Below are 23,697 nucleotides of genomic sequence, written 5' to 3'. Positions count from 1 at the left end.
CCTCATGTAATCCGCAGGTGGAACAGACCAGCGGGCTTGCCGCCGTCCCGCAGCAATATTTCCTGGGGGTACTCGTTGGCTTGGCCCCACAAGATGCGACCGAGGTCGATCTGATGCCCGTGGGGTGCGTGACAAAGCCAGGCCACCTCATCGGTGGCCGGGCGCGCCTTGATGCGGTTGTGACTACCGGGCAGCCAAAACACCAGCGCGCCGTCGCTTCCCCAATCGTCCTGGAAGGACAGGATGGCGGGCTTGATGGCATCGCCCAGCCACGCTTCGGCATCCGTCGGCGTCAGCAGATCGAGGCTGCCATCCAGCCCGGCCACCACCAGCGTCTTGCCGCCATTGCTCGGCAGATCGCCCGGCCAGTTTCCTTTCGCGCGCAGGAACTGACGCAAGCTCCACACCTCACTGGCCGCGCAGATCTGGTTACGCGCTTCTTCGTCCCACACCCAACTGGTGCCGCGCCGTTGCCACACCGTGTCGCGCAGTTGTCTCATCGCTCGTACTCCCCCTCGTCATCGAACAAGGAAGCCTGCGCGGGCTGGGGTGCCTGGCTGGCGTGCCATGCGTTGTAGATCGACACCGCCCGTGACGCGCCGTTGCGGGTGGTCTGATCCGGGCCGTTGCGGTGCAGCCATTCCAGTAAGGGCTTCAGCGCGACGTGGGGTCTGAAGTTGTCGTTCTTCAGCGTGTCCGAGGCATTGATGCCGCTGCCGTCGACGCACGCGCCGATCAGCACCAGCGCCTGATCCAGATCGGACGTGAGGCGGCGGCGGTGCTTGCCTGACCACTCGCGTGCGAAATCCAGCGCATCTGTGCGTGTGAAGACCTTGCTCTTCTCCGCGCACCAGCCACGCTGCACGAACTCGTCCGGCGTGGTGATCGAGCCTTTGAGAAACTTCTGCAACTGGTCGCGTTTCAGTTCGGCGGCATGGCCGAAGGTGCGAAGGAACTGCCGCGAGATCGGCTCAGCGTTGACCGGTGGCGCTTCCTTGCCCTTGTCGGCGTCCTCGTCGATGAGCTGGTTGATACCAATCAGGGCATCGCGTACGGAGATGGGGCGGCCCTCATCGACATAGACCCTGCCGTAGTGGCGCGAAAAGTATTCCAGCGCCTTGCCGCGTCGGATCACCTGGATGTCGGCGGCGGGTAACCCATCTTTCGCGTGATTCTCCAACATGGACTGCAGCTGACGCACGTCGGCCATCACTTCGCGGCGCATGCGGCCCCAGCTTACCGGCTTGGGTTCTTCGGTGCGTTTGCGACAGACATGGATGATGTCGTACTCGATTGTCTGTGAGCCAAACGTTCCCGGCTTCGAGCCTTCGCCCTTGGTCTCATCGGAGCGGATAGGATACGTCGCCTCGAGGTAGTAGCCCGCGTCGAACAGCGATTCCAGTACCGCCACCCACGGCTCGTCCGCGCTGTGATGAAAGGTAAAAGCGAGGATGCCGCCAGGTTTGAGCGCTCGATGCGCCTCGCGCCAGCACTGTGTGAGCAGGCGCTGGTAGAAGCCATCCGGATCTTCCGGCTCGCGCGCGCGGTTGGCTACCGCCTCCAGAGCCTTGGGTGTGTGGTCCGCGGTGAACTGGTCTGGATACTTGTCCTTAAGCGCGAGGCGCAACCAAACGTAGAAGAAATCTGAAAGCTCTGAGTAATGCAGAAGGCCGCCGAAAGGCGGGTCGGTAATGACCATATCAAGGCTGGCTGTAGGGGCGTACGCGAGCTCAGTGGACGAGCTACAGTGTGTCGTCGCGCCTATCACAGGATCGCCTGGAAAAGCTTTGTCTCCCTTTGAGGAGAAATTATCCGCCAGGGCCGGATTGACTCTAGCTAGATTTGCGATGCTAACCGTATCCCAAGGGCTCCCTCTCCATTTGGCAGCCTCAAACAATGGTTCCGTACAAGAGTGCCAGTTGCCCATGCCGGTCGGCGGAAAGACGGAGTTTTCAACAATCGTGCTTTTGGGGTGGTAGTTGTTGTTACTCATGTGCGGAACAATGTGATCCTTTCCGACATGCCAGAAGCAGAAGCTGTTCTGATAGCGGACGTAGTTTTGAAACACTGCGAGCACGTATTCACGAACAGATACGTCGTATTGCCCAAGAGTCACAATGGCTTTCAGTATCTGAGCGACAATCAACAATTGCTTGGCACTGAACATCGTCCACCAGTGCGTATAACCGTGATTCGGAATGCCGCCGTTATTCATGGAAGTCATGAAACCGAACGGTACTTCGGAGCGCGGCCAGTAGTCCTTCAGGTCTGTGTCCTTGCGTGCATCCCATTCCGCGATTGCGGTGTCGTATTGCCGCGCATGTACTGCGTCATGGGTAGCGAAGAAGCGCCCCCCATAAGGCTTGCCCGCCGCATCACGCTTTGGCGCGTAACAAAGCACCGCATAAGCGGCCATAGGCCCAGTCTTGCCCGTGGCCCTGATGGTTGTAAGCACATCCTGCACCGTGCCGCAGGCCGAGCATGTGTAGTGCGACTTCTTCGGCACCGTGCCTTTCTCGGACGCGAACGTAATGCCCGTTTCCGGGTCGGTGACTTCATCCGGCAAAGCGCCGCGAACTTCCACGAGTCGAATCCTCTCGGCGCGCGCTGCGTCCCACCGCGTCGTTGCCGCCACGTCGTCCTGCGCCGAGCCCCCGTAGGGCTGGCCGCTAGCATTCTGCTTGGCTTCGCCCGCCAGCCATTGCGGATGCACCAGCAGGCTCAGTTCCACCTTCTTGTTCTTGCCCTTGCCCAGATTCACCATCGCGGTGTGGCCGCAGTGCGGGCAGATCACGCCCTTCTTGCGGTCGAGCACGGAGTACGCAGGCTCGCTCGGCGCAACGTAGAACGGCGCGTCGGGGGCCATGCGCGCGGCTTCTTCCTCAACATCGAAGGGTTCGCCGCATTTGCCGCAGCTGTGTTCCCAATGCTTGACGGTAAGCGTCTTTACCGCCATCACCGGGCTGGTCATGATCGGCGTGCGGTGGCCGCAACCCGTCACCTGACACGGCCCGTGCTTGGCCCAGAAGGTGTAAATGATCTCCGGGCCCGCATAGCTATAGTCCTTGCGCACGTTGCGTGGAATGGCGAGCGGGTCGAAGTCGGCGGGCATCGCCTTGCGCGTGGGCAGATGCGTCCACGTGCCTCTTTCACCTTGCGGGCCACCGCAATAGTAGTACGGCATGATCTGCGGCTTGACCTCGGCCTCGATGTCGGCGAGCAGCTTCTCTACTTCCTCCAGATCGACATTCGCCAGCTCCTGCTTGACCACGAACCACGCGACCGGGTTGAGGTCATTGCCGACCATCTGCATGCCCAGACGAGAGCCTTCCACGAGCGTGGTGCCGCCGCCCATGAAGATATCTGCCACCTTCAGGTGCTTGAACGCGCCGCGCTTCTGGTGGTTGGCGTAGTAGTTGTCCCACACCAGCTTGGCCGCGTGCGAAGGGTCGTCGGGCGCTTTGGTGGCCGCGGCAATCAGCATCGAGCGGAACACGCTGGAACGCCGCCGCGCCCACCACTTGGACATCTGGTAGATCGGCTTGCCCGCGTTACCCTCGATGATCGCCACCTGATTGACGGGCAGGATCGGGAAGTCCACCTCCAGACAAGTCTTGGGGCGATTCGGGTCGTTGAAATCCACGGCTTCCAGTGCGACGGTCTTGCCTGCGCCAACTGCCTTGGCGACCTCTTGTGCTAGTCGTTGCTTCTTGGTGGCCATTAGGTCGTTCTATCAATAGTGAGCATCATCTCAATGCCTGATAATTTCTTAACTGTTCGCGCCAGCGCTCGCATACTGCGCATCATTTGGTTCGTGTCCTCCGCCGGAACGTTATCCAAGTGCGCTTCAAAAAACCTGCGCACTGTGCTGCGCGACTCTGGATTTATCGATTCACCGGCTAAAGCTACGATGACTCCGGCAACGAAGCCTTCGTAATTTTCCCGACTGACAACCCCGACCTGTTGGCGAACTAGCCCTATTTGGTCAACTAATAGCTCGCGGAGATTCAACGCTTCAACCTGCGCGGCTTCACTATGCAGGCTGACTTCGTGATGTCGGTTGAAATAGAACTGATGATCCTCAGGCTTGCCATCCACATTTTGATGCGGAGGAATGCAAATGAGATCCCTGAAAACAGGGACATCTACCCTTTCAAGAATGCTCCAGCCCAAAAGGCTTATGTGCGACGATACCCACGGAGATTCGTTGATTAGTTCACCGCCAAAGCGAAGCCGCTTAAAATCAATAAACGAAGGCGAAACATAGAAGACCCGCGCTCCTTGGTCTTGCAGATCGACCAATAACTCATGCTGTGATCGAGGTTCGTTGGCAGCTTTGGCACGTAACCTGAAGTGGAAAAGACCATCGGCATCATTGAATTTCCATTCTTGCCGCCGAGCGTGTGCTGCAGCCTGTGTGCTTTGTGGTCTCGAAGTGAAGTCTGGCAATTTGTACTGAAAGAATAGCGGTACCACCTGCTTGACAGCTGCGTCCCAACCCCGCTTGGCTTCTGCGCCCGGAGAGATCGGAATGATCTCGACACCCCTGTCGCGTGGCGACATCCTGAAGATGGAGACGATGTAGTCATGGATCGACTGCTCGATGACGGGAGCATCGCTAGGGTTGCTCCAGGGGGCCCTCACTTTCTTTGTAGTCATGTCTTAGTCAACTCGACGAATGGCGACAACACCTCCAGCAGCGACAGGCCACCATGAGTGAGCGTGGGGTATCCGCCTTGGCTGCGCCACTTCCTGCGGCCCAGGGCCAACAGGTGCGCGCCGTGCGGGCTGGTGATCTGCAAGGCCACGGGCGGCACGAAGGGGCCGGTGTCGCCGGTGCCTGATCTGTTGCGCCCACTGGAGAAGGCCTGCTTGAGGTAGGCTGCGACTTCGCCATCGGCATCGGGGAAGTAGCCGGTGGCCGCGTAGCCGTGGTCGGAGGTGATGACCAGCCGCCGCCCGGTGGCCAGACGTTCGACGAAGGCCCAGAAGTCGTCGCTCGTCAGTTGCTCAGCCACGGCCCTTGTCAGTGGCTCCAGCCCTTGGCCCTGACCCGCAATGTCGTGCAGCTTGGCGTCGGGCCAGTGGTGCCAGAAAATCTGGTGCGGTGCGCTGCCGACCAGGGCCGCGCAGTCCTTCCACGGCAAATCCACCGACTCGGTCGTGGCGGCTTGCAGCTTGTGCGCAAGGCCGCCGCCGTTGTTCTGCAGCTTGCTGCGGCTGGCGAAGCCGAGCGCACGGGCGAACTCATCCGTTTCGCCGGGCAGTTCGGAGGCGCAGGCCGCGACCCCATGCGTGACGAAGCCGCGCTCCTCCGCGCCCTGCAACAGCCAAGGCAGTTCACGTAGCGAGAGGCCGTCGAGGATGAGCACCGCCTTGGCGCTGTAGGGTTCGGCCCACCAGCGCAGCAGGCGATCGGAGGTGCGCTCCACGCTGCCGCCGAATGCCTGCCACAGATCCCAGCCGCTTGAGGAGAGGAACAAATCCAGCTCGCCGATTTCGCGGTCGCGCCGGACGACCTCGCTGGGCGCGTTGCCTGCGGCCAGCGGCTTGGTGGCGATCCCGACCGCGTGGTCGACGATAACGCGCCAAGCGTCGGTGTCTGAGCCCTGCGCCAGGGCCTGTAGTGCACTGGCGTCCAAGGCCATCAGTCGTCCTCCCTCTCAAGGTTCAGCTGGAAGCTCATGCCTTCGGGCAGCTTCTTGAGCAGTTCTTTGAGCTGCGCGCCGGTGGCGGCGGAGACCTTGATAGAAACTTCGGTTACCTTTGTGGCGGGGCCGATGTCCCAACCTTCGATCTTGCCGATGAGGTTGAGCGGCGACGTGGCCGGATTCGACAGCGGCGTGCGCGGCTTGGTGGCTGTTTCACCGCTGAAGATGCCGCCCGGCGTGGGCGCTGGCGTGGGAGCGGAAGAACCGTCTGGTGTGGGTTCGGCCACGCGTGGCGTGGGCGCAGCGCCACCACCCGGCGGGACACCCCCCGGCGACGGGGCGGGCGGAGTGGAGCCACCGGTCGCGGGCACCGCGGAAGGCAGCATCAAGAACACCTCATCGAGGTGGCGGCCCGTGAGCGAAAGCTTGGGGCGCAAGCGCCGCCACGCACTGTCCTCGTCCTCGGCCGGATGGGTTTGCAGATACTCCATGCCGCGCACGTTGATGGCGACCTTGCCCTTGCCGCACAGTCGCAGCAGGCGTTCCTTCATCGCCGTTTCGCCCAGCCAGGGGATGCAGTCCTGGCCGGCGGGGCGCGGTTCCTGGAGCTCGCGCAGCAGCTTGCCGACGGAGTCGCTGTTGGTGGCGGATTCAAGCACCAGATCCTCGAGATCCTCGGGCACGAACAGATCGCTGGTCAGCGCCTCTTCGATGGCCTCGGGAATCTGCGACCCCTGCTTGTCGAGGCGCTCGACACTGAACCTGCATTGCGCCGGATCGGCGAAGTTCCAGCGTTGCAGCACGGCGAAGCGGTCGAAGCGCTTCTTCAAGTTGTCGCGCAGGGTGTTCTCGAATTCCTTGTGCAGCTTCTTGTACTCGGGGCTCTGGCTGCTCCATTCCTGCGCCTTCATCTCGGCGCGGGCGAGGATGAGCAGATCGCGATCCAGAAAGGCGTTGGTGCTGCCCGCGCGCGGTAACAGGAAGCGAACGGTGTTGCGACGCTTCTGCAACTGGTCTTTGAGCCAGCGGCCCAGCGTGACTTCCAGCTTGTCAGGCTCCTCGGGCAACATGAGGATGGGTAGGCGGTCGTCCCAATTGTCGGGCTGCTCGGCTTCGTCGAGCAATGTCCACGGATCGGTGGCCCATGACTTGGGCAGAGCTATCACACGAAAATTCTTGGCGACCTCGTCGCTGCCGCCTATGACGTATCGCATCTGTTTGGCGAGCTGCGCCTGATCCGCGCCGTCGGTGAATAGTTTGTCGTTGCGCGCATAGGCCATGAGCTTGGCGCGCGGGTTCTCTTCCTCGCGGAACAGCAGCTTGGTGCCTTCCTGATGGATGTTGAAGCTGTTCTCGACGACGGTCGCCAGCTCGACCTGGAAAGCGTTGTCGTCCACCGGCTTGTCGCGGGTGATGTCCAGTTGCAGGATGGACGGCTCGGCACCGGCAAGGTTGCCCACGGCAATCGAGCGCAGCCACAGCGCGCCGATGATTTCCTGCAGGTGCGGCGCAATGCTGGCGTGATCGTGCCGCGCTTCCTGCACGGAGATGATGTTCTGCTGCGCCTTCTCGCGCAGCGTGCGGTGGTGCTGATTGGCGACGGCCTCCAGCAGCGCGCCGATGCCGGAGGCATCGTCATCCAGCCGGAAGTCGGCGGCGGTGAGCACCGGCACGGCGTCGCCACGGCTCTTGTAGATGTTGGCGAGGATGCGGATCAGGTCGCGGGTTTCTTGCGCGTCCGTGGCGATCAGCACCTGTTCTTCGAGCAGGCGCAGCAGGTGGGGTGCGTAAGGCCACGATTCGGTGAATTCGCGGCGCTTACGCTCCTGCTCGGCGGGCGGCACGTCGAGCAGACGGAAGGATTCGGCGACGTGCTGCGCGACAAGCGATTCGATAGTGCCGCTGGCGATCTGTAAGCGGTTGTCGAACAGGCGATGCAGCAGCATCCGGCGGCGATCCTGCTGGATGCGCTCGGCGCTGCCGCCCGCCTTGAAGTCGATGGCGACCGGGTTGACGCGATGTACCTGCTGATAGGCGTCGCTGCCGCCGTTGCGCACCGAGATCACCAGCACCAACAGGTCGGGGCGCTCTTTGGCGATCTCCGAAAGAATCTGGATGAAGGTGAATGCCCAGTTTCTCCACGGATACTGCTTGGAGTTGGTGAGGCCGTCGTACCAAGTCTGGAACTCGTCCAGCAGCAGCATCGTCGGCTTGTTCTCAAGCAGTTCGATGATGAGCTTGTCGGACGGGATTTCTGTCTTGGACGCGCCTTGGCCGTCCCATTTGCCTTTGATAAAGGTGCCGTGCGGATGGTTCTCGAACAGCACGTCCCACAAGAACTTGTAGCGATGGCGATGCAGGCTTTCACCGATGACGTGCATCCCTTCGCGCAGCGCGATCTTGCCGATGCTGGGCGCGGCTAGCGTGGCGGCCCAAGCATTGAGCCACGCGCCAGTCGAGGTGGGGTCCGTGACCGCATGGTAGAGCGCGGCCATCAAGTGCGATTTGCCGAGGCCGCGTTCGCCAATCACAACCACAGGGCGGCCTTGGCTGGGGCCGACCGCCTCGATGCCCTTCAGCAGGTCGTGCGTGGGATAGGTGATCTCCAGGAACTGCTGGGCCGCGATCTGGGTAGCGCCCGTGTGCTGGTCGTTGGACAGCTCAATAGCTGTGCCTTTGAGGCGCTTGCCTCGAAACTCTTCACGCAAAGTTAGACCTAGCACGCTGATATCCCCTTGAAGAACTCACAAAGAATAGGGCAACTCAACGAAGTGATCGACGGTTGTTCGCGACACGCCCTTCGACACGCGGTCATTTGCGACCCGCAGCAACACGCCGCCACCCCACCAGCGACACCCCATACCGCCTCCGAAACGCCTTCGACAACGCCCCCGCCCCCGCGAACCCCAGCTCGTGCGCCACCTGCTTCACCGCCCTGCCCTCGCGCAGGCGGGTGGCGGCCAGGCCCAGGCGCCAGTCGAGCACGTAGGCAGCGGGCGTGGTGCCCACGGCGTGCTTGAACGCGGCGGCGAAGGCGCTACGCGACTTGCCGGCCTGCGCGGCCAGGCGTTCGAGCGGCCAGGGCTCGCCGGGGCGCGCGTGCAGGGCGTTGAGCGCCTTCGCCAGCTGCGGGTGCGACAGGCCGGCGAGCGTGCCGTGGTGCACGCCGGACTCGGCAGGATTGTCCAGCGCCCAGCGCAGCACCTGCACCAGCAGCACCTCGAACAGGCGGCCGGCGAGCAGGCGCGAGCCGCAGCGCACGCGGTCGGCTTCGGCGAACAGCAGGTCGAGCGTGGGGCCCAGGCCCTCCACCGCGGTCAGCGGCACGGCCAGCATGGCGGGCAGCGACTGCACGATGGGGTTGCGCTCGCCGCCGTCGAAATCGAGCGTGGCGCAGGTGAAGTCCGGGCCGTCCACCGGGGCGTTGCGGAACACGTGGTGCACCGGGCGCGGGAACAGCAGCAGGGTGGGCTCGGCGAGTGCGGTGCGCACCAGGCCGTGGTCGCCCTGGTGTTCGACGTCCATCGTGCCCCGGCGCAGCACGTGCAGGAAGGCGCGCCCGGGCACGGCGTCGAACACGTGCAGGCCGCACAGCGGGCCGGTGTGGAACAGCTCGGCGCGGACGTGGAAGCGGTCGAGGATGGGGGCGAGGCGGTCGACCGGGGCGGGTTCGGGGGCCTCGGGCTTGGACGAATCGGCAGGTTTCATGGACGAATCGGCGCCTTGCGTCCAGAGCGGGCGCCTAGTCTAGCCGCAGCCGCCACTCCGGCGGCATCGAGGCCAAGGAGCCCACCATGTCCCGCATTCCCCTGATCGACCCGGCCGCCACCACCCCCGACCGCCGGGCCCTGCTGTCCGAGATCCACGCCGCCTTCGGTGCTACGCCGAACATGTTCCGCGCGGTGGCCAACTCCCCCGCCGCGCTGCGCGCGATGTGGGGCGCGTTCGGCGCGCTGGCCGGCGGCGTGCTGCCCGCGCGGCTGGGCGAGCAGGTGGCGGTGGCGATTGCCGACCGCAACGCCTGCGAGTACTGCCTGGCCGCGCACACCGCCCTGGGCCGCAAGGCCGGCGCGAGTGCGCAGGAGATGAGCGAGGCGCAGGAAGGGCGTTCGAGCGACCCGAAGACGGCCGCGGCGCTGCGCTTCGCGCTGGCGGTGGTGGAGCGGCGTGGGCAGGTGGAGGCGGACGAGGTGGAGGCGTTGCGGGCAGCGGGGTTCGACGACGGCGAGATCGTCGAGCTGCTGGCGCATGTGGCGCTGAGCCTGTTCACCAACTACGTGAACGTGGCGCTGGGGGTGCCGGTGGATTTTCCGGGGGTGCGGTTGCGGAGGGCGGCTTGAGCCTTGCGACTTTCGGATCCCCGGTCCCGGATGCTGAGCTTTCCCTTCCCCCGCTGGGCGGGGGAAGGTGCCGGACACGGATAGGGGTTCACCGGGGAGTTGGATCCATCCAGGCGGGAATATCGCGATGCGCGTGCAGGACACGCCAAACATCCAGGTGCGCGTCGCGTTCGACGTAGAAGACCAGGTAGGGGAAATTCTTCACCGGCCAGCAGCGGAGACCATCGATTCGCAGCGGCCCCGCATATCGCGGTGAACCTGCGGCGGGATGCCTGCCCAGGTACGCCAGGGCGGTCTCGACCGCATCGAGGAAGCGGTCGCCTGTGCGTAGATCGGCAGTCTCGACATACCAGGCGGCGGCATCGGCTACGTCGCGTCGTGCGGCCCGGCGCCATATCAGCGGTTTCACTTCGCAGCGGGCTTCCGCAACGCCGCGCGCATCCTCTCGAAGGTCTGTGCGGTGGCCGGTTCGGCAGGCCCCGAGTCGGGGCCCTCGAGCAGCATGCCGCGAAGCGCCTCGACGTCGCGCTGCTTGCGGATCAGTTCGCGAAGGTACTCGCTGCTGGAGCCGTAGGCGTGTGCGGCAACTTGCTCGTCCACGAACGCTTTGAGTTCGTCCGGCAGTGAGATGTTCATGGTGGCCACGGCGGGCTCCTATGGCAAACATTGCCAAGAGTGTGCCTGTGTCCCTGCTGGCCCGCAAGTGTTCCGCACGGGCCCGGTCCAGCCCCGATCACGGATGACCGGGACGGCTCCGACCGTGGATCTGCGTGCCGATCCCCATGGCTAGTCACCCGTGTCTTCCACCAGCACGTATTCGCGGTCGCCGCTCTTCCAGACCGGGGCGTTGGCGTCGAGACGGATGCAGGGGCGGCCGCCGCAGGAGGTGATCTCGACCTGCTGGGCGGCGCGCTGCACTTCGGCCGACACCTCGGCGGCGTCGGCGCGGGCGCGCGCGTCCTGCAGCCGCGTGTACTCGTGGCCGAGCAGCAGCAGGAAGCCGAACACCAGCAGCGCGAGGCCGACGCTGATGGCCGCCAGCCACTGCCAGGCGCGGCGCACGGCTGGGCGCAGGGCGAGTTCGGTGCGGGCCTGGTGGTCCTGGAACAGGCGCGCCATGGCGTGGCGGAACTGCGCTTCTTCGGCGCTGCGGATGGCGGCGAGGTCGCCAGCGGCCGCCTGCGCGTGCTGCGCGCGCTCGGCCGCGTGTTGCGCCTGCGTGGCCTGATGGTCGGCGACTCGCTCGAGCCGTTCCACCGCCAGCATCAGCCGGCGGATGACGTCGGTGTCGTTCATGGCCCCTGCTCCGTCTAGCGTTCCATCGCGTGTTGCGGTCCCTGCGGGGCGGGTTGCGCGAACTCCGCCATGACGTGGCGCGCCTGCGTGGCAGGTTCGTCCGGTGACCATTCCGCAGCCCGCGACGGATGCAGTGGCGGACGCGCTTCGGCTTCCTGCGCGCGGTGGGGTGCCCCGTCAAGGCCGCCCGGCCACAGCTGCTGGCCTGCTTCGGAGCGCAGGAAGGCCCGCTGCACGGCCCGCGCTGCAGCGTCATCGCGCGCCTGCAGCGCATCGATCCAGGCATCCACGACGCAGTCGCCGCTGGCACCGATGCGCGCCTGATCGGCGACCGGCACGTGACGGTGGTCGTGGCCCATGCTGCCGTCCTGGGTGTGGTGGAACCGGCCCTGCATCGTCGGCGCGCGGCTGGTATCGAGGTACGGGCGCGGCGACCGGTTCGCGCCGAGGTCCAGCCCTTCGCGTTCGATCAGGTCTTCCTTCAGGCCGAGGCCGGCCATGTCGATCGCGATGTGCGGCCTTGCGCCCTGGATGCGCACGTTGGCGCGATCCTCGGCAGCGACGATCCGCTCCAGGGCCCAGGTGCCGTAGTAGTTGGTGTAGTCCGCGGTCGGCGTGGGCCGCCCTTCGCCGAGTGCTACCGGACGCTGGCCGGCCTGGGCGTACAGGTGGGAGGGCCGGTCGAAGTAGTGCCGACCCATGGCGGCGATGTTGGCGGGTGTCGCGCTCAGGCTGCCGTCGGGGTTGAAGGTGAGGCCGGGGTTGATGATCGCTTTCGAAGGATCGGACGGATTGCGTCGGATGAAATCCAGCACGCGATCATTACGGGTGTCGAGCATCAGCGCGAGCCCGTCGTCATGAGGACGTGCCTGCCTTTGCCTGTCCAGCAATGCATTCCAGCCCGCGATCTCCGCCTTGGCTTCGTCCGCCCGGCCAGCTCCGATGTATGCGCGGAGCTCATCGGTGTAATCATGGATCGCGCTGCGCTCGATCGCCTGTCGACGCACCTGATCCAGGAATGTCAGCGTCGCCTGGCTTTTCGCCGCATTGTTGAAACCATGCTGGATCTCATGGCCCAGCACGAAGGTGAGGTCGTGAGCGTTGTACGTGCCGCCGGGATTACCGGGTGTGCGGCTCTGCAACGCCGCCGGCGGGAGATTGATGCCCTTGGGAGTGCCGTCGGCCGTGCTTCCGTCATAGGTGGCTCCGGCGGCCATGCCGTTTCCCAGCAGGCTGAAGTGCTGCACATGCGACTGTGCGACGGCGGACTTGATCTGCGCTGCAAGCGCAGGCGAACCGTTGAAGGTTGCCTGGAGGTTGTCGACCATGTCTTGCGTCACGACATGGCGCTGCCCCGCCGTATCCTGCCACGCCTTGCGCGCGAAATCGGCGATGAGTGCCTGGACACCCACCACTGTATCGAGATCACGATCGCGAAAGCTGGCGGCAGGCAGTTCGATCAAGCCAGCGCGCTTGTCGTAACTGCCAATGAGCGTTCCATTGTTCGAGTCGACTGCGAAACTTCGAAGTCGTCCGGAAGCGGCCAGCCCATTGAGAAGGTCCAGACGATCCGAGTCGGCCATCACTGCCGCGCGCAAGTGAATGTCCTGAGCAGAGGTGAGGCCGCCCTGCGCACGTGATTGCCTGAAGACTGCTTTGAGATGTGGATTCGGCACGGCCATCCTTGGCCTCCTGTGTCAGCTCAGTGTTCCGATGGATTCCACGCAAAGGCGGCCGGAATTTCCGTTCTCGAGTCTTGGAATGATCGAGAGGGTGATATCGCCCTTGTAATAGCGCACCGAACGCAGCTCACCGATCTCACCGGGAACCGGGGCGTCGCGGTACCCCATCGACAGCAAGGCTTTGTGGTAGGCATCGAAGTCGAGCCTGCACACCCCCGCCATGCCGGCCCAGCGCTCATGCTCATTGACGAAGGACAGGTCGATCCCCCGGGCGTTGGCCGATGATCCGGGTATGTAGCTGACGACATAGCGCCATCCGCCGCCCAGATCATCGCTGGAGACGCCTCCCCGCGTCCCTTCGGACTTGGGGACGATGCGGACCCCCATCACCTCGTTGATACGCTCCAGGGTGAGCTGTTCGCGCGACTCCAAGCTCCCGATGAGTTTCAGGAAGCGCTGCCCGATCTCTTCGGGGGAGTAGCTCAACCTGTCCCCGGGGCGTGATTCAGGCGCATCCATGGCCTCGGCCTCCTGTGCCGTCGTGGAAGCGGGTGCGGGCGTGGAATGGGCGCAGGCGGCGGTGGCGAGGGTGAGCATCGCGGCCGCCAGTACGGGCCGGAGGCGGCGGATGCCGAAGCCATCGGGGCGGTTCCATCGCGTCATCGTCATGCGTTCCGTCGCAAGGCTGGGCTCCAGCATACCTGCGCCCGGGCGCGAGGCAAACCCGGCGGTCGTGACGCTGCGCCGTGGCCCCATTCGCGGCGGAGCGCGTCGCGCGTCAGGGCGCGAGCGCGGGTTCGAACGCGAAGCCGTCGCCGATGGCGTCCAGGCAGACCGGCGTACGGTCCCGCAGGCGCATGGGCTGCGTCGGGCCCGGCGCGTCGTCCTCGATGCTGCCGCTGCGCGTCCAGGCGCGGCCGGTGAGGTAGTTCACGCTCATGGCATCGGTCTCGCCCGAGCCGCGATGCAGGCCGGCGCGGTCGAAGCCGATCAGGCGGAAGCATCCGTCCTGCCAGCGGACGGTGAACGTGCGCTCGTGCGTGGACCAGCTGCCCGCGCTGGCCCAGCTGTGCAGGGTGATCGAGACCGCGCGGCTGTCGGCGATGCGCAGTGCGTTGGCGGGATCGTCCTGCAGCACGTCGTCCAGCACCGGCGATTCCGCGCGCGGGATCAGCGCGTGGTCCACCAGCGCGCGACGGTAGCCGCCGGCGGCGTCGGCGAGCGCGAACACCAGCATTCGCGGGTTGGTGTCGAACGGCGAGACGCCCAGGCCATCGTGCGCGACGACGTTGGCCGGGTCTTCCATGCGGAGCAGGAGCAACAGGTCGGGCTGCGCGTTGTCGTCCAGGCGCCCGGCGACGGCATGCTCGAGCCGCCAGCCGTCGGGCACGAAGCCCTGTGCGGAGGTCGCCTGGGCCGGGATCGCTGGGATCTCGACCACCGGGACTTCCAGCGCCTGCGCGAACGCAGGCAGGGCCGCGCTGGCCGCCGCCAGCGCGGCGGCGGCCACCTGCGCGCGCAGCGCGCGCAGGCGCGCGATCAGGCGAACGGATCCTGCAGCACGATGGTGTGGTCGCGGTCCGGACCGGTGCTCACGATCGCCAGCGGGCAGCCGGCCAGTTCCTCCAGCGCGCGCAGGTAGGCGCGGGCGGCGGGGGGCAGCTTGTCCCAGTCGGTGATGCCGTGGGTGTTCTCTTCCCAGCCGGGGAATTCGAGGTACACGGGCGTGCACTCGTCCCAGCCCTGGGCGTCGAGCGGGGCGTACTCGGTGCGCTTGCCGCGGTATTCGTAGGCGATGCACATCTTCAGCGACTCCATGCCGTCGAGCACGTCGAGCTTGGTGATGCACAGGCCGCTGATGCCGTTGATGGCCACGGCGCGCTTGAGCGCGACGATGTCGATCCAGCCGCAGCGGCGCGGGCGGCCGGTGGTGGCGCCGAATTCCTGGCCCTTGCTGCGGATCGCCTCGCCCACTTCGTCGTCGAGCTCGGTCGGGAACGGGCCGCCGCCCACGCGGGTGGCGTAGGCCTTGCAGATGCCCAGCACGTAGTCGATCGCGTCCGCGCCCACGCCGGTGCCGGCGAGCGCGCCGCCGACGGTGGTGTTGGAGCTGGTGACGTAGGGATAGGTGCCGTGGTCGATGTCGAGCAGCGAGCCCTGCGCGCCTTCGAACAGCACCTTCTTGCCCTGCTTGCGCAGGTCGTGGAGGATGCCGGCCACGTCGGACTTCATCGGCTGCACGTAGTCGCCGAATTCCAGCGCCTCGTCGAGCATCTTCTGGAAGTCGACGGCTTCGGCGTTGAGGTATTTGGTCAACACGAAGTTGTGGTAGTCGAGCGCGGTGCGCAGCAGTTCGGCCAGCTGGTCGGGGTAATGCAGGTCGGCCACGCGCACGCCGCGGCGCGCCACCTTGTCTTCGTAGGCCGGGCCGATGCCGCGGCCGGTGGTGCCGATGGCCTTGCCGCCGGCGGCCTTCTCGCGCGCCTGGTCGAGCGCGATGTGGTACGGCATGATCAGCGGCGTGGCCGGGGAGATCTTGAGGCGCGAACGCACCTCCACCCCGTTGGCCTCGAGCTCGTCGATCTCCTTGCGCAGCGCGGCCGGGCTGAGCACCACGCCGTTGCCGATCAGGCACAGCGCGTCGGCGCGCAGGATGCCCGAGGGGATCAGGTGCAGCACGGTCTTCTTGCCGCCGATGACCAGGGTGTGGCCGGCGTTGTGGCCGCCCTGGAAGCGCACGACCGCGCCGATCTCCTCGGTCAGCAGGTCGACGATCTTGCCCTTGCCTTCGTCGCCCCACTGGGCACCCAACACTACGACTGACTGACCCATTACCGCACTCCTGGATTCGCATGGATGCGCGGCATCCGCCGCGGCAGCACCTGGTGACCGGGCCGGTTCTCGCGCCCTTCGGCGCATCAACGCGACACCCGCACAAGGAAAAAGCCGGGGACCGTCTCTCGAGGAAATCGGCCCATCCGGCTTTTGCGCATTATCCGGGTTTTGGGGGGCGGGGGCCAGTTGAGGGGGGCACGCACCGATGCGCTACGGCGGCGTGACGGCCCGGCACTGCACACCGTCGAGCGCTCCCCGGCCTGCGGCACTGCTTCCCGTAGGCCCTGAGCGGCGGGGAACGACCGGCGGGTGGCTATCCGCCGCGCACGAAGTACAGGGCGATCAGACCAAGCGCGAGGAACACGGCACCGAAGCGGCGAAGCTGGGGATCGGGCATCGCCAGCAGCTGGGCGGCGGCGCGCTTCCAGCCGCCCGGGGCGACGAACAGGATCAGGCCTTCCAGCACGGCGACGAGACAGAGGGCGGCCCAGAGGTCGTGCATGGCGGAGTTCCTGACGCGCACGCGCGCTTGGGGATGGAAGGGGTATCTCGGGGGAGATCTCGGGGGCCGCAGGCGTCCGATGCAGGCGATGCCGATCCGGCGGGGCGTTGCGACCTGGCAACCTCCATCCGCCTTCGGCACCTTCCACCCCGTGAAGGGACCGATGCCCCGTCAAGCTAGGGAAGCAACAGCTCGGCGGGAGGGACGTTGCGATCTGACAGGCCCCATCCGCCCTGGGCACCTTCCCCCGCTCAGACGGGGGAAGGCAACAGCCCGGCGGCGGGATGGTGGGGAGCCACCGGCTCAGCGGTCGCTGCGCAGGTACTGCAGGAACGGGTCGTCGCGCTCGAGCACGATCACGCCGTTGCCGTCGGCGAACGAGGCGCGGTAGGCCTCGAGGCTGCGCTGGAAGGCGTAGAACGCGGGGTCGCGCTGCGCGGCTTCGCCGTAGATGCGGGTGGCTTCGGCATCGCCCTCGCCTCGCAGCTTCTGCGCGTCGCGCTCGGCCTCGGCCACCAGCACGGTGCGCTCGCGGTCGGCCTGGGCGCGGATGATCCGGGCCTGCTCCTCGCCCTCGGCGCGCAGGCGGCTGGCCACCTGGCGGCGTTCGGCGCGCATGCGGTCGTAGACCTGGGCGATGACGTCGCTGTCGGTGGGCAGGTCGATCTGCTTGAGGCGGATGTCGATCACGCGCATGCCGAGCGTGGCCGCAGCCTCGTTCACCCCTTCCAGCTGCCTGGCGATGATCTCGGCGCGCTCGCCCGAGACCAGCTGCTGCAGGGTGCGGGCGTTGATCTCGTTGCGCATCGAGTCCTTGATGATCGGCGCGAGGCGGTCGTTGGCCACTTCCATCTCGCCGCCGGTGGCGCGGTAGAAATCCGCCACGTCGCTGATCAGGCCGATGGCCACGAAGTCCACGCTCACGTCCTTGCGTTCGGAGGTGAGGTAGCGCTCGGGCGAGAACTCGGAGGCGTAGAAGCGGCGGTCGAACACCCGCGCTGTCTCGATCAGCGGGACCTTGAAGTGCAGCCCGGGACCGATGTCGGTGCGCGCGACGCGGCCGAGGTTGAGCACCAGGGCGGTCTGGCCCTCGCGCACGACGTAGACCGAGCCGAGCAGGCCCAGCAGCACGATCACCGCGATCGGGATGATCAGGTTGAGCCTCATCGGGCACCTCCTTCGGCGCGCTCACCGCGGGTGGGGCGCGGCAGGCTGGAATCGGGCGTGGCGCTGACCGGAGGCGTGATCACCTCCTGCGGCAGCACCGGTGGCTGGCTGGCGTCCTGGCGGCCGCTGCCGGACTGGGGCGTCATCGGCACGTAGATCAGCTGGCGGCCGTCGCCGCCGATGATCTTGCGGTTGTCGGCCAGCACGTCCTGCACGGTTTCCAGCCACAGGCGCTTGCGGGTCACGTCGGGCGCGTTGCGGTAGGCGTCGAGCAGCAGGGTGAAGCGTTCGGCGTCACCGGTGGCGCGGGCGACCGAGGCGGTCTTGTAGCCCTCGGCGGTGGTGCGCGCGCGCTGGGCGTCGCCGCGGGCCTCGGGTACCACACGCGCGGCGTAGGCACGGGCCTCGTTGACCAGGCGCTCGTTGGTCTGCTGGGCGCTGTTGACCTCGTCGAACGCGGGCTTGACCTGTTCCGGCGGACGCGCGTCCTGCAGGTTGAGCTCGGTCACCACCAGGCCGGTGCGGTAGGCATCGAGCGAGGCCTGCAGCGCGGTGGAGGCGGCGATCGAGAGCGGGCCGCGGGCGTTGAGTGCCGTGTCCAGGTCGGCGCGGCCGATCACCTCGCGCACGGCGCTCTGCGACACTTGCTCGAGCACGCGCGTCGCGTTCTGGGTGCCGAACAGGAACAGCTCGGGATCGCTGACGCGGTACTGCACGTTGAACGAGATGGTCACGATGTTCTCGTCGCGGGTCAGCACCGGCAGGCTGTTGCTGAAGGTGCGCACGCTGGTGGCGTCGACCTTGACCACGCGCTCCACCGGCCACGGCAGCTTGAAGTTCGGGCCGGGCTGCATGATCCGGGCGACCTCGCCGAAGCGCAGGACCACGCCGCGCTGCTGTTCGCCGATCAGGGTGAAGCAGTTGAACACCAGCCACACCACCAGGGCGATGGCGACCCAGCGCAGCGGATTGCCGCCGCCACCGCCACCGCCGAACAGGTCGCGCAGGCGGTTGCCGATGTCGCCCAGTCCGTTGCCTCCCCGACGGCGCTTGGGCGGCCAGGGATTGCGGCCATCGTTGCCGGGGCGATCGCGCTCGGGTGGGCGGTCGTCGTTGTTCTTGCCGGGGATGTTCCAGGCCATGCCTGCTCCAGTCGGGACGGGGCACGCCGGCCCGGACAGCCGGGTGGCGCGAAGCGGCCGTCGCATCGGAACGCGGTCCATGGGCGGCGGACGCAGGGCGTCCGGTCGCGCGCATGGCCCGGGGTCCGCGGGCGGCGGGCCGGCTAGTTTACAGGGTGGGGTCGGCCTCGACCTCGGGCAAGAGCGGACGCAGCACCGCGCCGTCCGGCTGCGCGGCCAGGCGCGCGGCATCGGCCTCGGACAGGTCCACCTGCAGGCGCCAGCCGTGCTCGTCCTGCGACTCGCCGCGCACCGCGTCGAGCGCGTGCAGGCGCGCGCGCAGGCGGCCGGCGCCCGACGGCAGGTCGATCTCGGCCACCACCCGCCGCTGGGCCACGCGCGCGGCCAGCGCCGCCTGCAGCAGGTCCAGGCCGAGGCCGTCGCGGGCCGAGATCCAGACCCGTTCGCGGGCCACGCCCAGGGTGCCGCCCGGCAGCGGCGCCCCGGAGGCATCGGCAGCGGCCGGCTCGGGCGCGTCGCGGCGGGCCTGCGCGCCCTCGATCCGGTCGATCTTGTTGTAGACCAGCAATTGCGGGATGTCGCCGGCGCCGATCTCGGCCAGCACCGCGTCCACCTGGCCGATGCGCTCCTCGCGCAGCGGATCGGCGGCGTCGATCACGTGCAGCAGCAGGTCGGCCTCGCGCGCCTCGCTCAGGGTCGAGCGGAACGCGGCCACCAGTTCGTGCGGCAGGTCGCGTACGAAGCCGACGGTGTCGGCCAGCACCACCGGCGTGCCCTGCAGCACGATGCGGCGCACGGTGGGGTCCAGCGTGGCGAACAGCTGGTCGGCGGCATACGCGTCGGCGCCGCTGAGGGCATTGAACAGGGTCGACTTGCCGGCGTTGGTGTAGCCGACCAGCGCGATCCTCGGCATCTCGCTGCGCACCCGTGCGCGCCGCATCTGGGTGCGCTGCACCTCGACCTTCTCCAGCCGCTTCTGCAGCATGTCCACGCGCTTCTGCAGCAGCCGTCGGTCGGTCTCGAGCTGGGTCTCGCCTGGTCCCCGCAGGCCGATCGAACCGCCGCGCTGGCGCTCCAGGTGGGTCCAGCCGCGGACCAGGCGCGTGGCCATGTGCTTGAGCTGGGCCAGTTCGACCTGCAGCTTGCCGTCGGCGCTGCGCGCGCGCTGGGCGAAGATGTCGAGGATCAGCCCGGTCCGGTCGACGACCCGCCGCTCCAGCGCCTTTTCGAGGTTGCGCTCCTGGCCGGGGGTCAGCGGGTGGTTGACCAGGACCAGGTCGGCGCCGGAGGCCTCGCAGGCGGCCTTGACCTCTTCGAGCTTGCCGCTGCCGATCAGGGTGGCGGGATTGGGCCGGTCGAGCCGCGCGGTGACGAGCGTGGCGACGGTCGCGCCCGCGGAACGCGCCAGTTCGGCGAATTCCTCCAGCTCGGCCTCGTCCGGCGGGCCGCCGGAATGGGGCTGGATCAGCAGCGCGTGCTCGCCCTTGCGGGAGCGTTCGAACAGTTGGGTCGGCATCGGGGCTCGGCGGTGGGCTCAGCCCCCGGACATGGTGGCCGCGGGGGCGGACTTCAACCGTGCCGTCCCCGCACCGGTGCCATCCTCAGGCGGGATCGACCGTCGCTTCCTCGACCCCGTCGGCGGCCTGCACCACGCCACCGCCCGGCCCCACGCGCACGTTGCGCGCCGGCACCACGGTGGAAATGGCGTGCTTGTAGACCATCTGGCTCACGGTGTTGCGCAGCAGGACCACGAACTGGTCGAAAGACTCGATCACGCCCTGGAGCTTGATGCCGTTGACCAGATAGATGGAGACCGGCACGCGTTCACGACGCAGCGCATTCAGGAAAGGATCCTGCAAGGATTGTCCCTTGGACATGGTGTTTCCCCAGCTTGGTTATTGTTGTGTCCGGCCGGCGCCCACGGGGGGCCTCCCCCGACCGCATCGCCCGACCCGCAGTTTCCCCGGCGGCGGCGACCGTCCGATGGTACACAACCGGCGCCCACGCGCGGCGCGCGGGGGCGCATCCGGTCACAGAAGCGGCGCGGCGGCGGCGTCCAGCCGACAGGCGGGTCGAAAAGGGCGGGGCCAGCGTCGACCTCCACCGGAGGGGCGTGCGGGCCACGCGTGCGGAAAATCGGCTGTCCCGCGCTGTCGTCGGCCCCGCGGCGGCGGGGGCGCGGCGACAGGCCGGACGGACGCTGCGCCTCGACTCAGCGTCCCAGGAAGCGGTCGACGGCCTCGTCGAGCTCGGCGCGCTGATGGGCCGGATCGAACCAGCGCGCGTCGAGCTGCCCCCGCAGCCAGGTGAGCTGGCGCTTGGCGAGCTGGCGGGTGGCGAAGATGGCGCGGTCGCGGAACTGCGCGGCGTCGGTCATGCCGTCCAGGTGTTCCCAGGCCTGGCGATAGCCGACCGCGCGGATCGCAGGCAGGTCGAGCGGCGCGGGATGCGCGCGCAGCGGCGCCAATGCACGCAACGCGCGCACCTCGTCGAGGAAGCCGGCGGCGAGCATGGCGTCGAAGCGGGCTTCGATCCGGGCATGCAGCACCGCACGGTCGCGCGGCGCCACCACGAGTTTAAGCACCCGCACCGGCAGCCGCGGAGCGGTCGGTCGTTCGCGCTGCCACTCGCTGATCGGGCGTCCGCTGAGTTGGAACACTTCCAGCGCGCGCTGGATGCGCTGCGGATCGCCGGGCTGGATGCGGGCAGCGGCGGCCGGGTCGACGCGCGCCAGTTCCGCATGCAGCGCCGGCCAGCCGCGTGCCTGCGCCTGGGCGGCGATCGCGGCGCGGAAGTCCGCATCGGCGGCGGGCATCGGCGAGAGCCCGTGCAGCAGGGCGTGGAAGTACAGGCCGGTGCCGCCGGCGAGGATCGGCAGGCGGCCACGGGCGAGGATGTCGTCGATCGCCTCGCGCGCGGACGTCGCGAAATCAGCCGCCGAGCAGATCTCCCAGGGATCGTGCAGGTCGAGCATGTGGTGCGGCGCGCGCGCGCGTTCGCTCGCATCGGGCTTGGCGGCGCCGATGTCCAGGCCGCGGTAGACCAGGGCCGAATCGATGCTGACGATCTCGCCGCCGGACCGCTGCGCCCAGTCCAGCGCCAGTGCGGTCTTGCCCGCGGCGGTGGGGCCCATCAGGGCGATGGCGGGGGGACGGGTGTCGGCAGGCATGCGGGGATTATCGACGCCTTCCCCTGCCGGGCGGGGGAACGGGACCGGCATCGACGCCAACCCCACCGGGACGGCTCGCGCGTTCACTCCCCGCGCCCACCACCGGAGTCCCGCCATGCAACGCACCGCCCTCGCTGCCGCCCTGTTCGCCGCCATCGCACTGTCCGCCTGCAGTTCCGCGCCGGAAGAGCGGGACGCACTGTCTCCCTCATCCGCACCCTCCTCTACGCCCACCGACGATCCGGCACCCCAGCCAGCGATGCCGCCGCCTTCCCCGCCCGCGCCTCCCGCCCCGGCATCCGAAGTGCGCGATGCCGGTTCGGCAGGGGCGACGCTCGACCAGGTGGTGGTCACCGGCGCGCGGGCGCGCGCCGAGCAGGAAATGTCCGCGCGCATGCTCGCCGCGCCCGCGCCTGCTTCCGCGCCGCTGTCGTACGAAATGGTCGCGCCGCCGCCACATGCGCAGCCGACGAATACGGAGAACTACGCCGAACGCGACGACAACCCGGCGCAGCGCGTGGCCGAGCAGCCGGTGTCGACGTTCTCGATCGATGTCGACACCGGCAGCTACAGCAACGTCCGGCGCATGGTCCGCCAGGGCGTGCGCCCGCCGGCCGACGCGGTGCGCGCGGAGGAATTCATCAACTACTTCGACTACGGCCATCCCGGCCCGGAGTCGCTGGACACGCCGTTCCGCGCCACCACCGAAGTGGCGCCCGCACCGTGGGATCAGCGCCGCCATCTGCTGATGATCGGCATCAAGGGTTTCGACGTGCCCAAGCCGCAGTTGCCGCCGGCCAACCTGGTGTTCCTGCTCGACACCTCCGGCTCGATGAATTCGCCCGACAAGCTTCCGCTGCTCAAGCAGTCGTTCGCCGAACTCACCGGGCAGCTGCGCGCGCAGGACCGGGTGTCGATCGTCGTCTACGCCGGCTCCGCGGGCCTGGTGCTGCCGCCGACGCCCGGCGACCGCAAGGACGAGATCATCGCCGCGCTCGACCGGCTGGAAGCCGGCGGCAGCACCAACGGCGGCGACGGCATCCGCCTGGCCTATGCGATGGCGCGGCGCGGGTTCGTCGAGGACGGGGTCAACCGCGTGATCCTGGCCACCGATGGGGACTTCAACGTCGGCACCGTCGACGGCGGCTCGCTGGAGACGATGGTGGCCGACCAGCGCAAGTCCGGCATCGCCCTGACCACGCTCGGCTTCGGCACCGGCAACTACAACGACCACCTCGCCGAGCGCCTGGCCGATGCCGGCGACGGCAACCACGCCTACATCGACACCCTGCAGGAGGCGCGCAAGGTGCTGGTGGAAGAGATGTCCTCGACCCTGCTCACGATCGCGCAGGACGTCAAGATCCAGGTCGAGTTCAATCCGGCGCAGGTGGCCGAGTACCGCCTGATCGGCTACGAGAACCGGATGCTGGCGCGCGAGGACTTCGCCAACGATCGCGTCGACGCCGGCGACATCGGCGCCGGTCACGAGGTCACGGCGCTCTACGAGATCACGCTGGCCGGCTCCGGCGCCGAACGGCTGCCGCTGCTGCGCTACGGCGGCGCGCAGGCAGCCGTCCCGGCCGCGGGCAGCGACGAACTGGCGCACCTGCGCCTGCGCTACAAGCGTCCGGGCGAAAGCGACAGTCGGCTGATCGAGGCGCCGGTCCTGCGCAGTGCGATCCGCGCGCAGCCGGGCGAGGCGATGCGCTTCGCCGCGAGCGTGGCGGCCTACGCCGATGCGCTGCGCGGCGGCACCCATCTGGGGGCATGGGACTGGACCGCGATCGCAGATGGCGCGCGCGCCGCGCGCGGCGCGGATCGCTGGCAGCTGCGCGCGGAGTTCCTCGACCTGGTGCAGGCTTCGCGCGCCCTGGTCGCCGACGCCGGGGACGTCGAGGAACCGGCCCTCAGCG

Annotated in this window: 20 protein-coding genes and 1 pseudogene; 2 read left to right on the top strand and 19 right to left on the bottom strand. The window is 67.5% G+C overall.

Annotated features, from left to right (window positions below; translation table 11 throughout):
- Positions 1 to 2 precede the first annotated feature (2 nt).
- From QFW81_RS12895 to QFW81_RS12870, 6 genes are all read right to left on the bottom strand, one after another.
- On the bottom strand, positions 3 to 500 hold the full coding sequence (locus QFW81_RS12895) for a hypothetical protein (RefSeq protein WP_280579281.1): 498 nt from the start codon (positions 498 to 500) through the stop codon (positions 3 to 5).
- The gene (locus QFW81_RS12890; protein ID WP_280579280.1) at positions 497 to 3,721 is read right to left on the bottom strand and encodes a DUF1156 domain-containing protein; all 3,225 of its coding nucleotides are present in this window, start codon (positions 3,719 to 3,721) and stop codon (positions 497 to 499) included. Before QFW81_RS12890 ends, QFW81_RS12895 begins: the two co-directional genes overlap by 4 nt.
- Positions 3,721 to 4,659, bottom strand: coding sequence for a hypothetical protein (locus QFW81_RS12885; protein WP_280579278.1), 939 nt, complete (start codon positions 4,657 to 4,659; stop codon positions 3,721 to 3,723). Before QFW81_RS12885 ends, QFW81_RS12890 begins: the two co-directional genes overlap by 1 nt.
- Positions 4,656 to 5,648, bottom strand: coding sequence for a hypothetical protein (locus QFW81_RS12880; RefSeq protein WP_280579277.1), 993 nt, complete (start codon positions 5,646 to 5,648; stop codon positions 4,656 to 4,658). The genes QFW81_RS12885 and QFW81_RS12880 overlap by 4 nt, the downstream gene beginning before the upstream one ends.
- The gene (locus tag QFW81_RS12875; RefSeq protein ID WP_280579276.1) at positions 5,648 to 8,359 is read right to left on the bottom strand and encodes a DUF499 family protein; all 2,712 of its coding nucleotides are present in this window, start codon (positions 8,357 to 8,359) and stop codon (positions 5,648 to 5,650) included. Before QFW81_RS12875 ends, QFW81_RS12880 begins: the two co-directional genes overlap by 1 nt.
- A gap of 103 nt (positions 8,360 to 8,462) precedes the next feature.
- On the bottom strand, positions 8,463 to 9,359 hold the full coding sequence (locus QFW81_RS12870) for an AraC family transcriptional regulator (RefSeq protein WP_280579275.1): 897 nt from the start codon (positions 9,357 to 9,359) through the stop codon (positions 8,463 to 8,465).
- Between the two features lie 86 nt (positions 9,360 to 9,445).
- On the opposite strand from QFW81_RS12870, the gene QFW81_RS12865 reads away from it, so the two are divergent.
- Positions 9,446 to 9,991, top strand: coding sequence for a carboxymuconolactone decarboxylase family protein (locus tag QFW81_RS12865; RefSeq protein ID WP_280579274.1), 546 nt, complete (start codon positions 9,446 to 9,448; stop codon positions 9,989 to 9,991).
- Positions 9,992 to 10,079: 88 nt separating this feature from the next.
- Here the strand turns inward: QFW81_RS12865 and QFW81_RS12860 are convergent, their stop codons facing one another.
- The 13 genes and pseudogenes from QFW81_RS12860 to miaA all read right to left on the bottom strand — a co-directional run bounded on the left by QFW81_RS12860 (position 10,080) and on the right by miaA (position 21,784).
- Positions 10,080 to 10,400, bottom strand: a complete 321-nt coding sequence (locus QFW81_RS12860; RefSeq protein ID WP_280579273.1) for a type II toxin-antitoxin system RelE/ParE family toxin — start codon at positions 10,398 to 10,400, stop codon at positions 10,080 to 10,082.
- The gene (locus QFW81_RS12855; RefSeq protein ID WP_280579271.1) at positions 10,397 to 10,636 is read right to left on the bottom strand and encodes a type II toxin-antitoxin system ParD family antitoxin; all 240 of its coding nucleotides are present in this window, start codon (positions 10,634 to 10,636) and stop codon (positions 10,397 to 10,399) included. Before QFW81_RS12855 ends, QFW81_RS12860 begins: the two co-directional genes overlap by 4 nt.
- Before the next feature lie 141 nt (positions 10,637 to 10,777).
- Positions 10,778 to 11,287 (bottom strand): hypothetical protein, encoded by a 510-nt coding sequence (locus QFW81_RS12850; protein ID WP_280579270.1) that lies wholly within the window; start codon positions 11,285 to 11,287, stop codon positions 10,778 to 10,780.
- Between the two features lie 329 nt (positions 11,288 to 11,616).
- Positions 11,617 to 12,969, bottom strand: a pseudogene (locus tag QFW81_RS12845) (XVIPCD domain-containing protein); the annotation flags it as partial.
- A 15-nt stretch (positions 12,970 to 12,984) separates the two neighbouring features.
- Positions 12,985 to 13,668, bottom strand: coding sequence for a hypothetical protein (locus QFW81_RS12840; RefSeq protein ID WP_280579267.1), 684 nt, complete (start codon positions 13,666 to 13,668; stop codon positions 12,985 to 12,987).
- Positions 13,669 to 13,747: 79 nt separating this feature from the next.
- Positions 13,748 to 14,479, bottom strand: coding sequence for a hypothetical protein (locus tag QFW81_RS12835; protein ID WP_280579265.1), 732 nt, complete (start codon positions 14,477 to 14,479; stop codon positions 13,748 to 13,750).
- A 29-nt stretch (positions 14,480 to 14,508) separates the two neighbouring features.
- Positions 14,509 to 15,801 carry an adenylosuccinate synthase gene (locus QFW81_RS12830; RefSeq protein ID WP_280579263.1) on the bottom strand — a complete coding sequence of 431 codons (1,293 nt, stop codon included), beginning with the start codon at positions 15,799 to 15,801 and terminating at the stop codon, positions 14,509 to 14,511.
- Positions 15,802 to 16,117: 316 nt separating this feature from the next.
- Entirely contained in the window at positions 16,118 to 16,306 is a 189-nt protein-coding gene (locus tag QFW81_RS12825) for a DUF2065 domain-containing protein (protein ID WP_280579261.1), read from the bottom strand.
- A 303-nt stretch (positions 16,307 to 16,609) separates the two neighbouring features.
- Complete coding sequence (gene hflC / locus QFW81_RS12820; protein WP_280579260.1) at positions 16,610 to 17,473, bottom strand: protease modulator HflC; 864 nt, start codon at positions 17,471 to 17,473, stop codon at positions 16,610 to 16,612.
- Positions 17,470 to 18,615 (bottom strand): FtsH protease activity modulator HflK, encoded by a 1,146-nt coding sequence (gene hflK, locus QFW81_RS12815; RefSeq protein ID WP_280579259.1) that lies wholly within the window; start codon positions 18,613 to 18,615, stop codon positions 17,470 to 17,472. Before hflK ends, hflC begins: the two co-directional genes overlap by 4 nt.
- A 148-nt stretch (positions 18,616 to 18,763) precedes the next feature.
- Positions 18,764 to 20,119, bottom strand: coding sequence for a ribosome rescue GTPase HflX (gene hflX, locus QFW81_RS12810; protein WP_280579445.1), 1,356 nt, complete (start codon positions 20,117 to 20,119; stop codon positions 18,764 to 18,766).
- Between the two features lie 97 nt (positions 20,120 to 20,216).
- A complete protein-coding gene (hfq, locus tag QFW81_RS12805; RefSeq protein ID WP_280579258.1) occupies positions 20,217 to 20,492 on the bottom strand; it encodes an RNA chaperone Hfq in 276 nt (91 codons plus the stop codon).
- A 335-nt stretch (positions 20,493 to 20,827) separates the two neighbouring features.
- Positions 20,828 to 21,784 carry a tRNA (adenosine(37)-N6)-dimethylallyltransferase MiaA gene (gene miaA, locus QFW81_RS12800; RefSeq protein WP_280579257.1) on the bottom strand — a complete coding sequence of 319 codons (957 nt, stop codon included), beginning with the start codon at positions 21,782 to 21,784 and terminating at the stop codon, positions 20,828 to 20,830.
- A gap of 115 nt (positions 21,785 to 21,899) precedes the next feature.
- Between miaA and QFW81_RS12795 the strand changes: the two genes are divergently transcribed.
- The coding region (locus tag QFW81_RS12795) for a vWA domain-containing protein (RefSeq protein WP_280579256.1) at positions 21,900 to 23,697 on the top strand (1,798 nt) is incomplete at its 3' end.

Origin of the sequence: Luteimonas kalidii, from assembly GCF_029887935.1 — a bacterium.
In the GTDB taxonomy this organism is placed as follows: Bacteria; Pseudomonadota; Gammaproteobacteria; order Xanthomonadales; family Xanthomonadaceae; genus Luteimonas; species Luteimonas kalidii.
Note: the sequence above shows the minus strand (reverse complement) of the source record. Positions and strands in the feature narration are given on the sequence as shown.

Coding starts and splice junctions, on each gene's coding strand:
- QFW81_RS12895 (WP_280579281.1), bottom strand. CDS start 500: ATGAGACAACTGCGCGACACGGTGTGGCAACGGCGCGGCACCAGTTGG.
- QFW81_RS12890 (WP_280579280.1), bottom strand. CDS start 3,721: ATGGCCACCAAGAAGCAACGACTAGCACAAGAGGTCGCCAAGGCAGTT.
- QFW81_RS12885 (WP_280579278.1), bottom strand. CDS start 4,659: ATGACTACAAAGAAAGTGAGGGCCCCCTGGAGCAACCCTAGCGATGCT.
- QFW81_RS12880 (WP_280579277.1), bottom strand. CDS start 5,648: ATGGCCTTGGACGCCAGTGCACTACAGGCCCTGGCGCAGGGCTCAGAC.
- QFW81_RS12870 (WP_280579275.1), bottom strand. CDS start 9,359: ATGAAACCTGCCGATTCGTCCAAGCCCGAGGCCCCCGAACCCGCCCCG.
- QFW81_RS12865 (WP_280579274.1), top strand. CDS start 9,446: ATGTCCCGCATTCCCCTGATCGACCCGGCCGCCACCACCCCCGACCGC.
- QFW81_RS12850 (WP_280579270.1), bottom strand. CDS start 11,287: ATGAACGACACCGACGTCATCCGCCGGCTGATGCTGGCGGTGGAACGG.
- QFW81_RS12840 (WP_280579267.1), bottom strand. CDS start 13,668: ATGCTGGAGCCCAGCCTTGCGACGGAACGCATGACGATGACGCGATGG.
- QFW81_RS12830 (WP_280579263.1), bottom strand. CDS start 15,801: ATGGGTCAGTCAGTCGTAGTGTTGGGTGCCCAGTGGGGCGACGAAGGC.
- QFW81_RS12825 (WP_280579261.1), bottom strand. CDS start 16,306: ATGCACGACCTCTGGGCCGCCCTCTGTCTCGTCGCCGTGCTGGAAGGC.
- hflC (WP_280579260.1), bottom strand. CDS start 17,473: ATGAGGCTCAACCTGATCATCCCGATCGCGGTGATCGTGCTGCTGGGC.
- hflK (WP_280579259.1), bottom strand. CDS start 18,615: ATGGCCTGGAACATCCCCGGCAAGAACAACGACGACCGCCCACCCGAG.
- hfq (WP_280579258.1), bottom strand. CDS start 20,492: ATGTCCAAGGGACAATCCTTGCAGGATCCTTTCCTGAATGCGCTGCGT.
- miaA (WP_280579257.1), bottom strand. CDS start 21,784: ATGCCTGCCGACACCCGTCCCCCCGCCATCGCCCTGATGGGCCCCACC.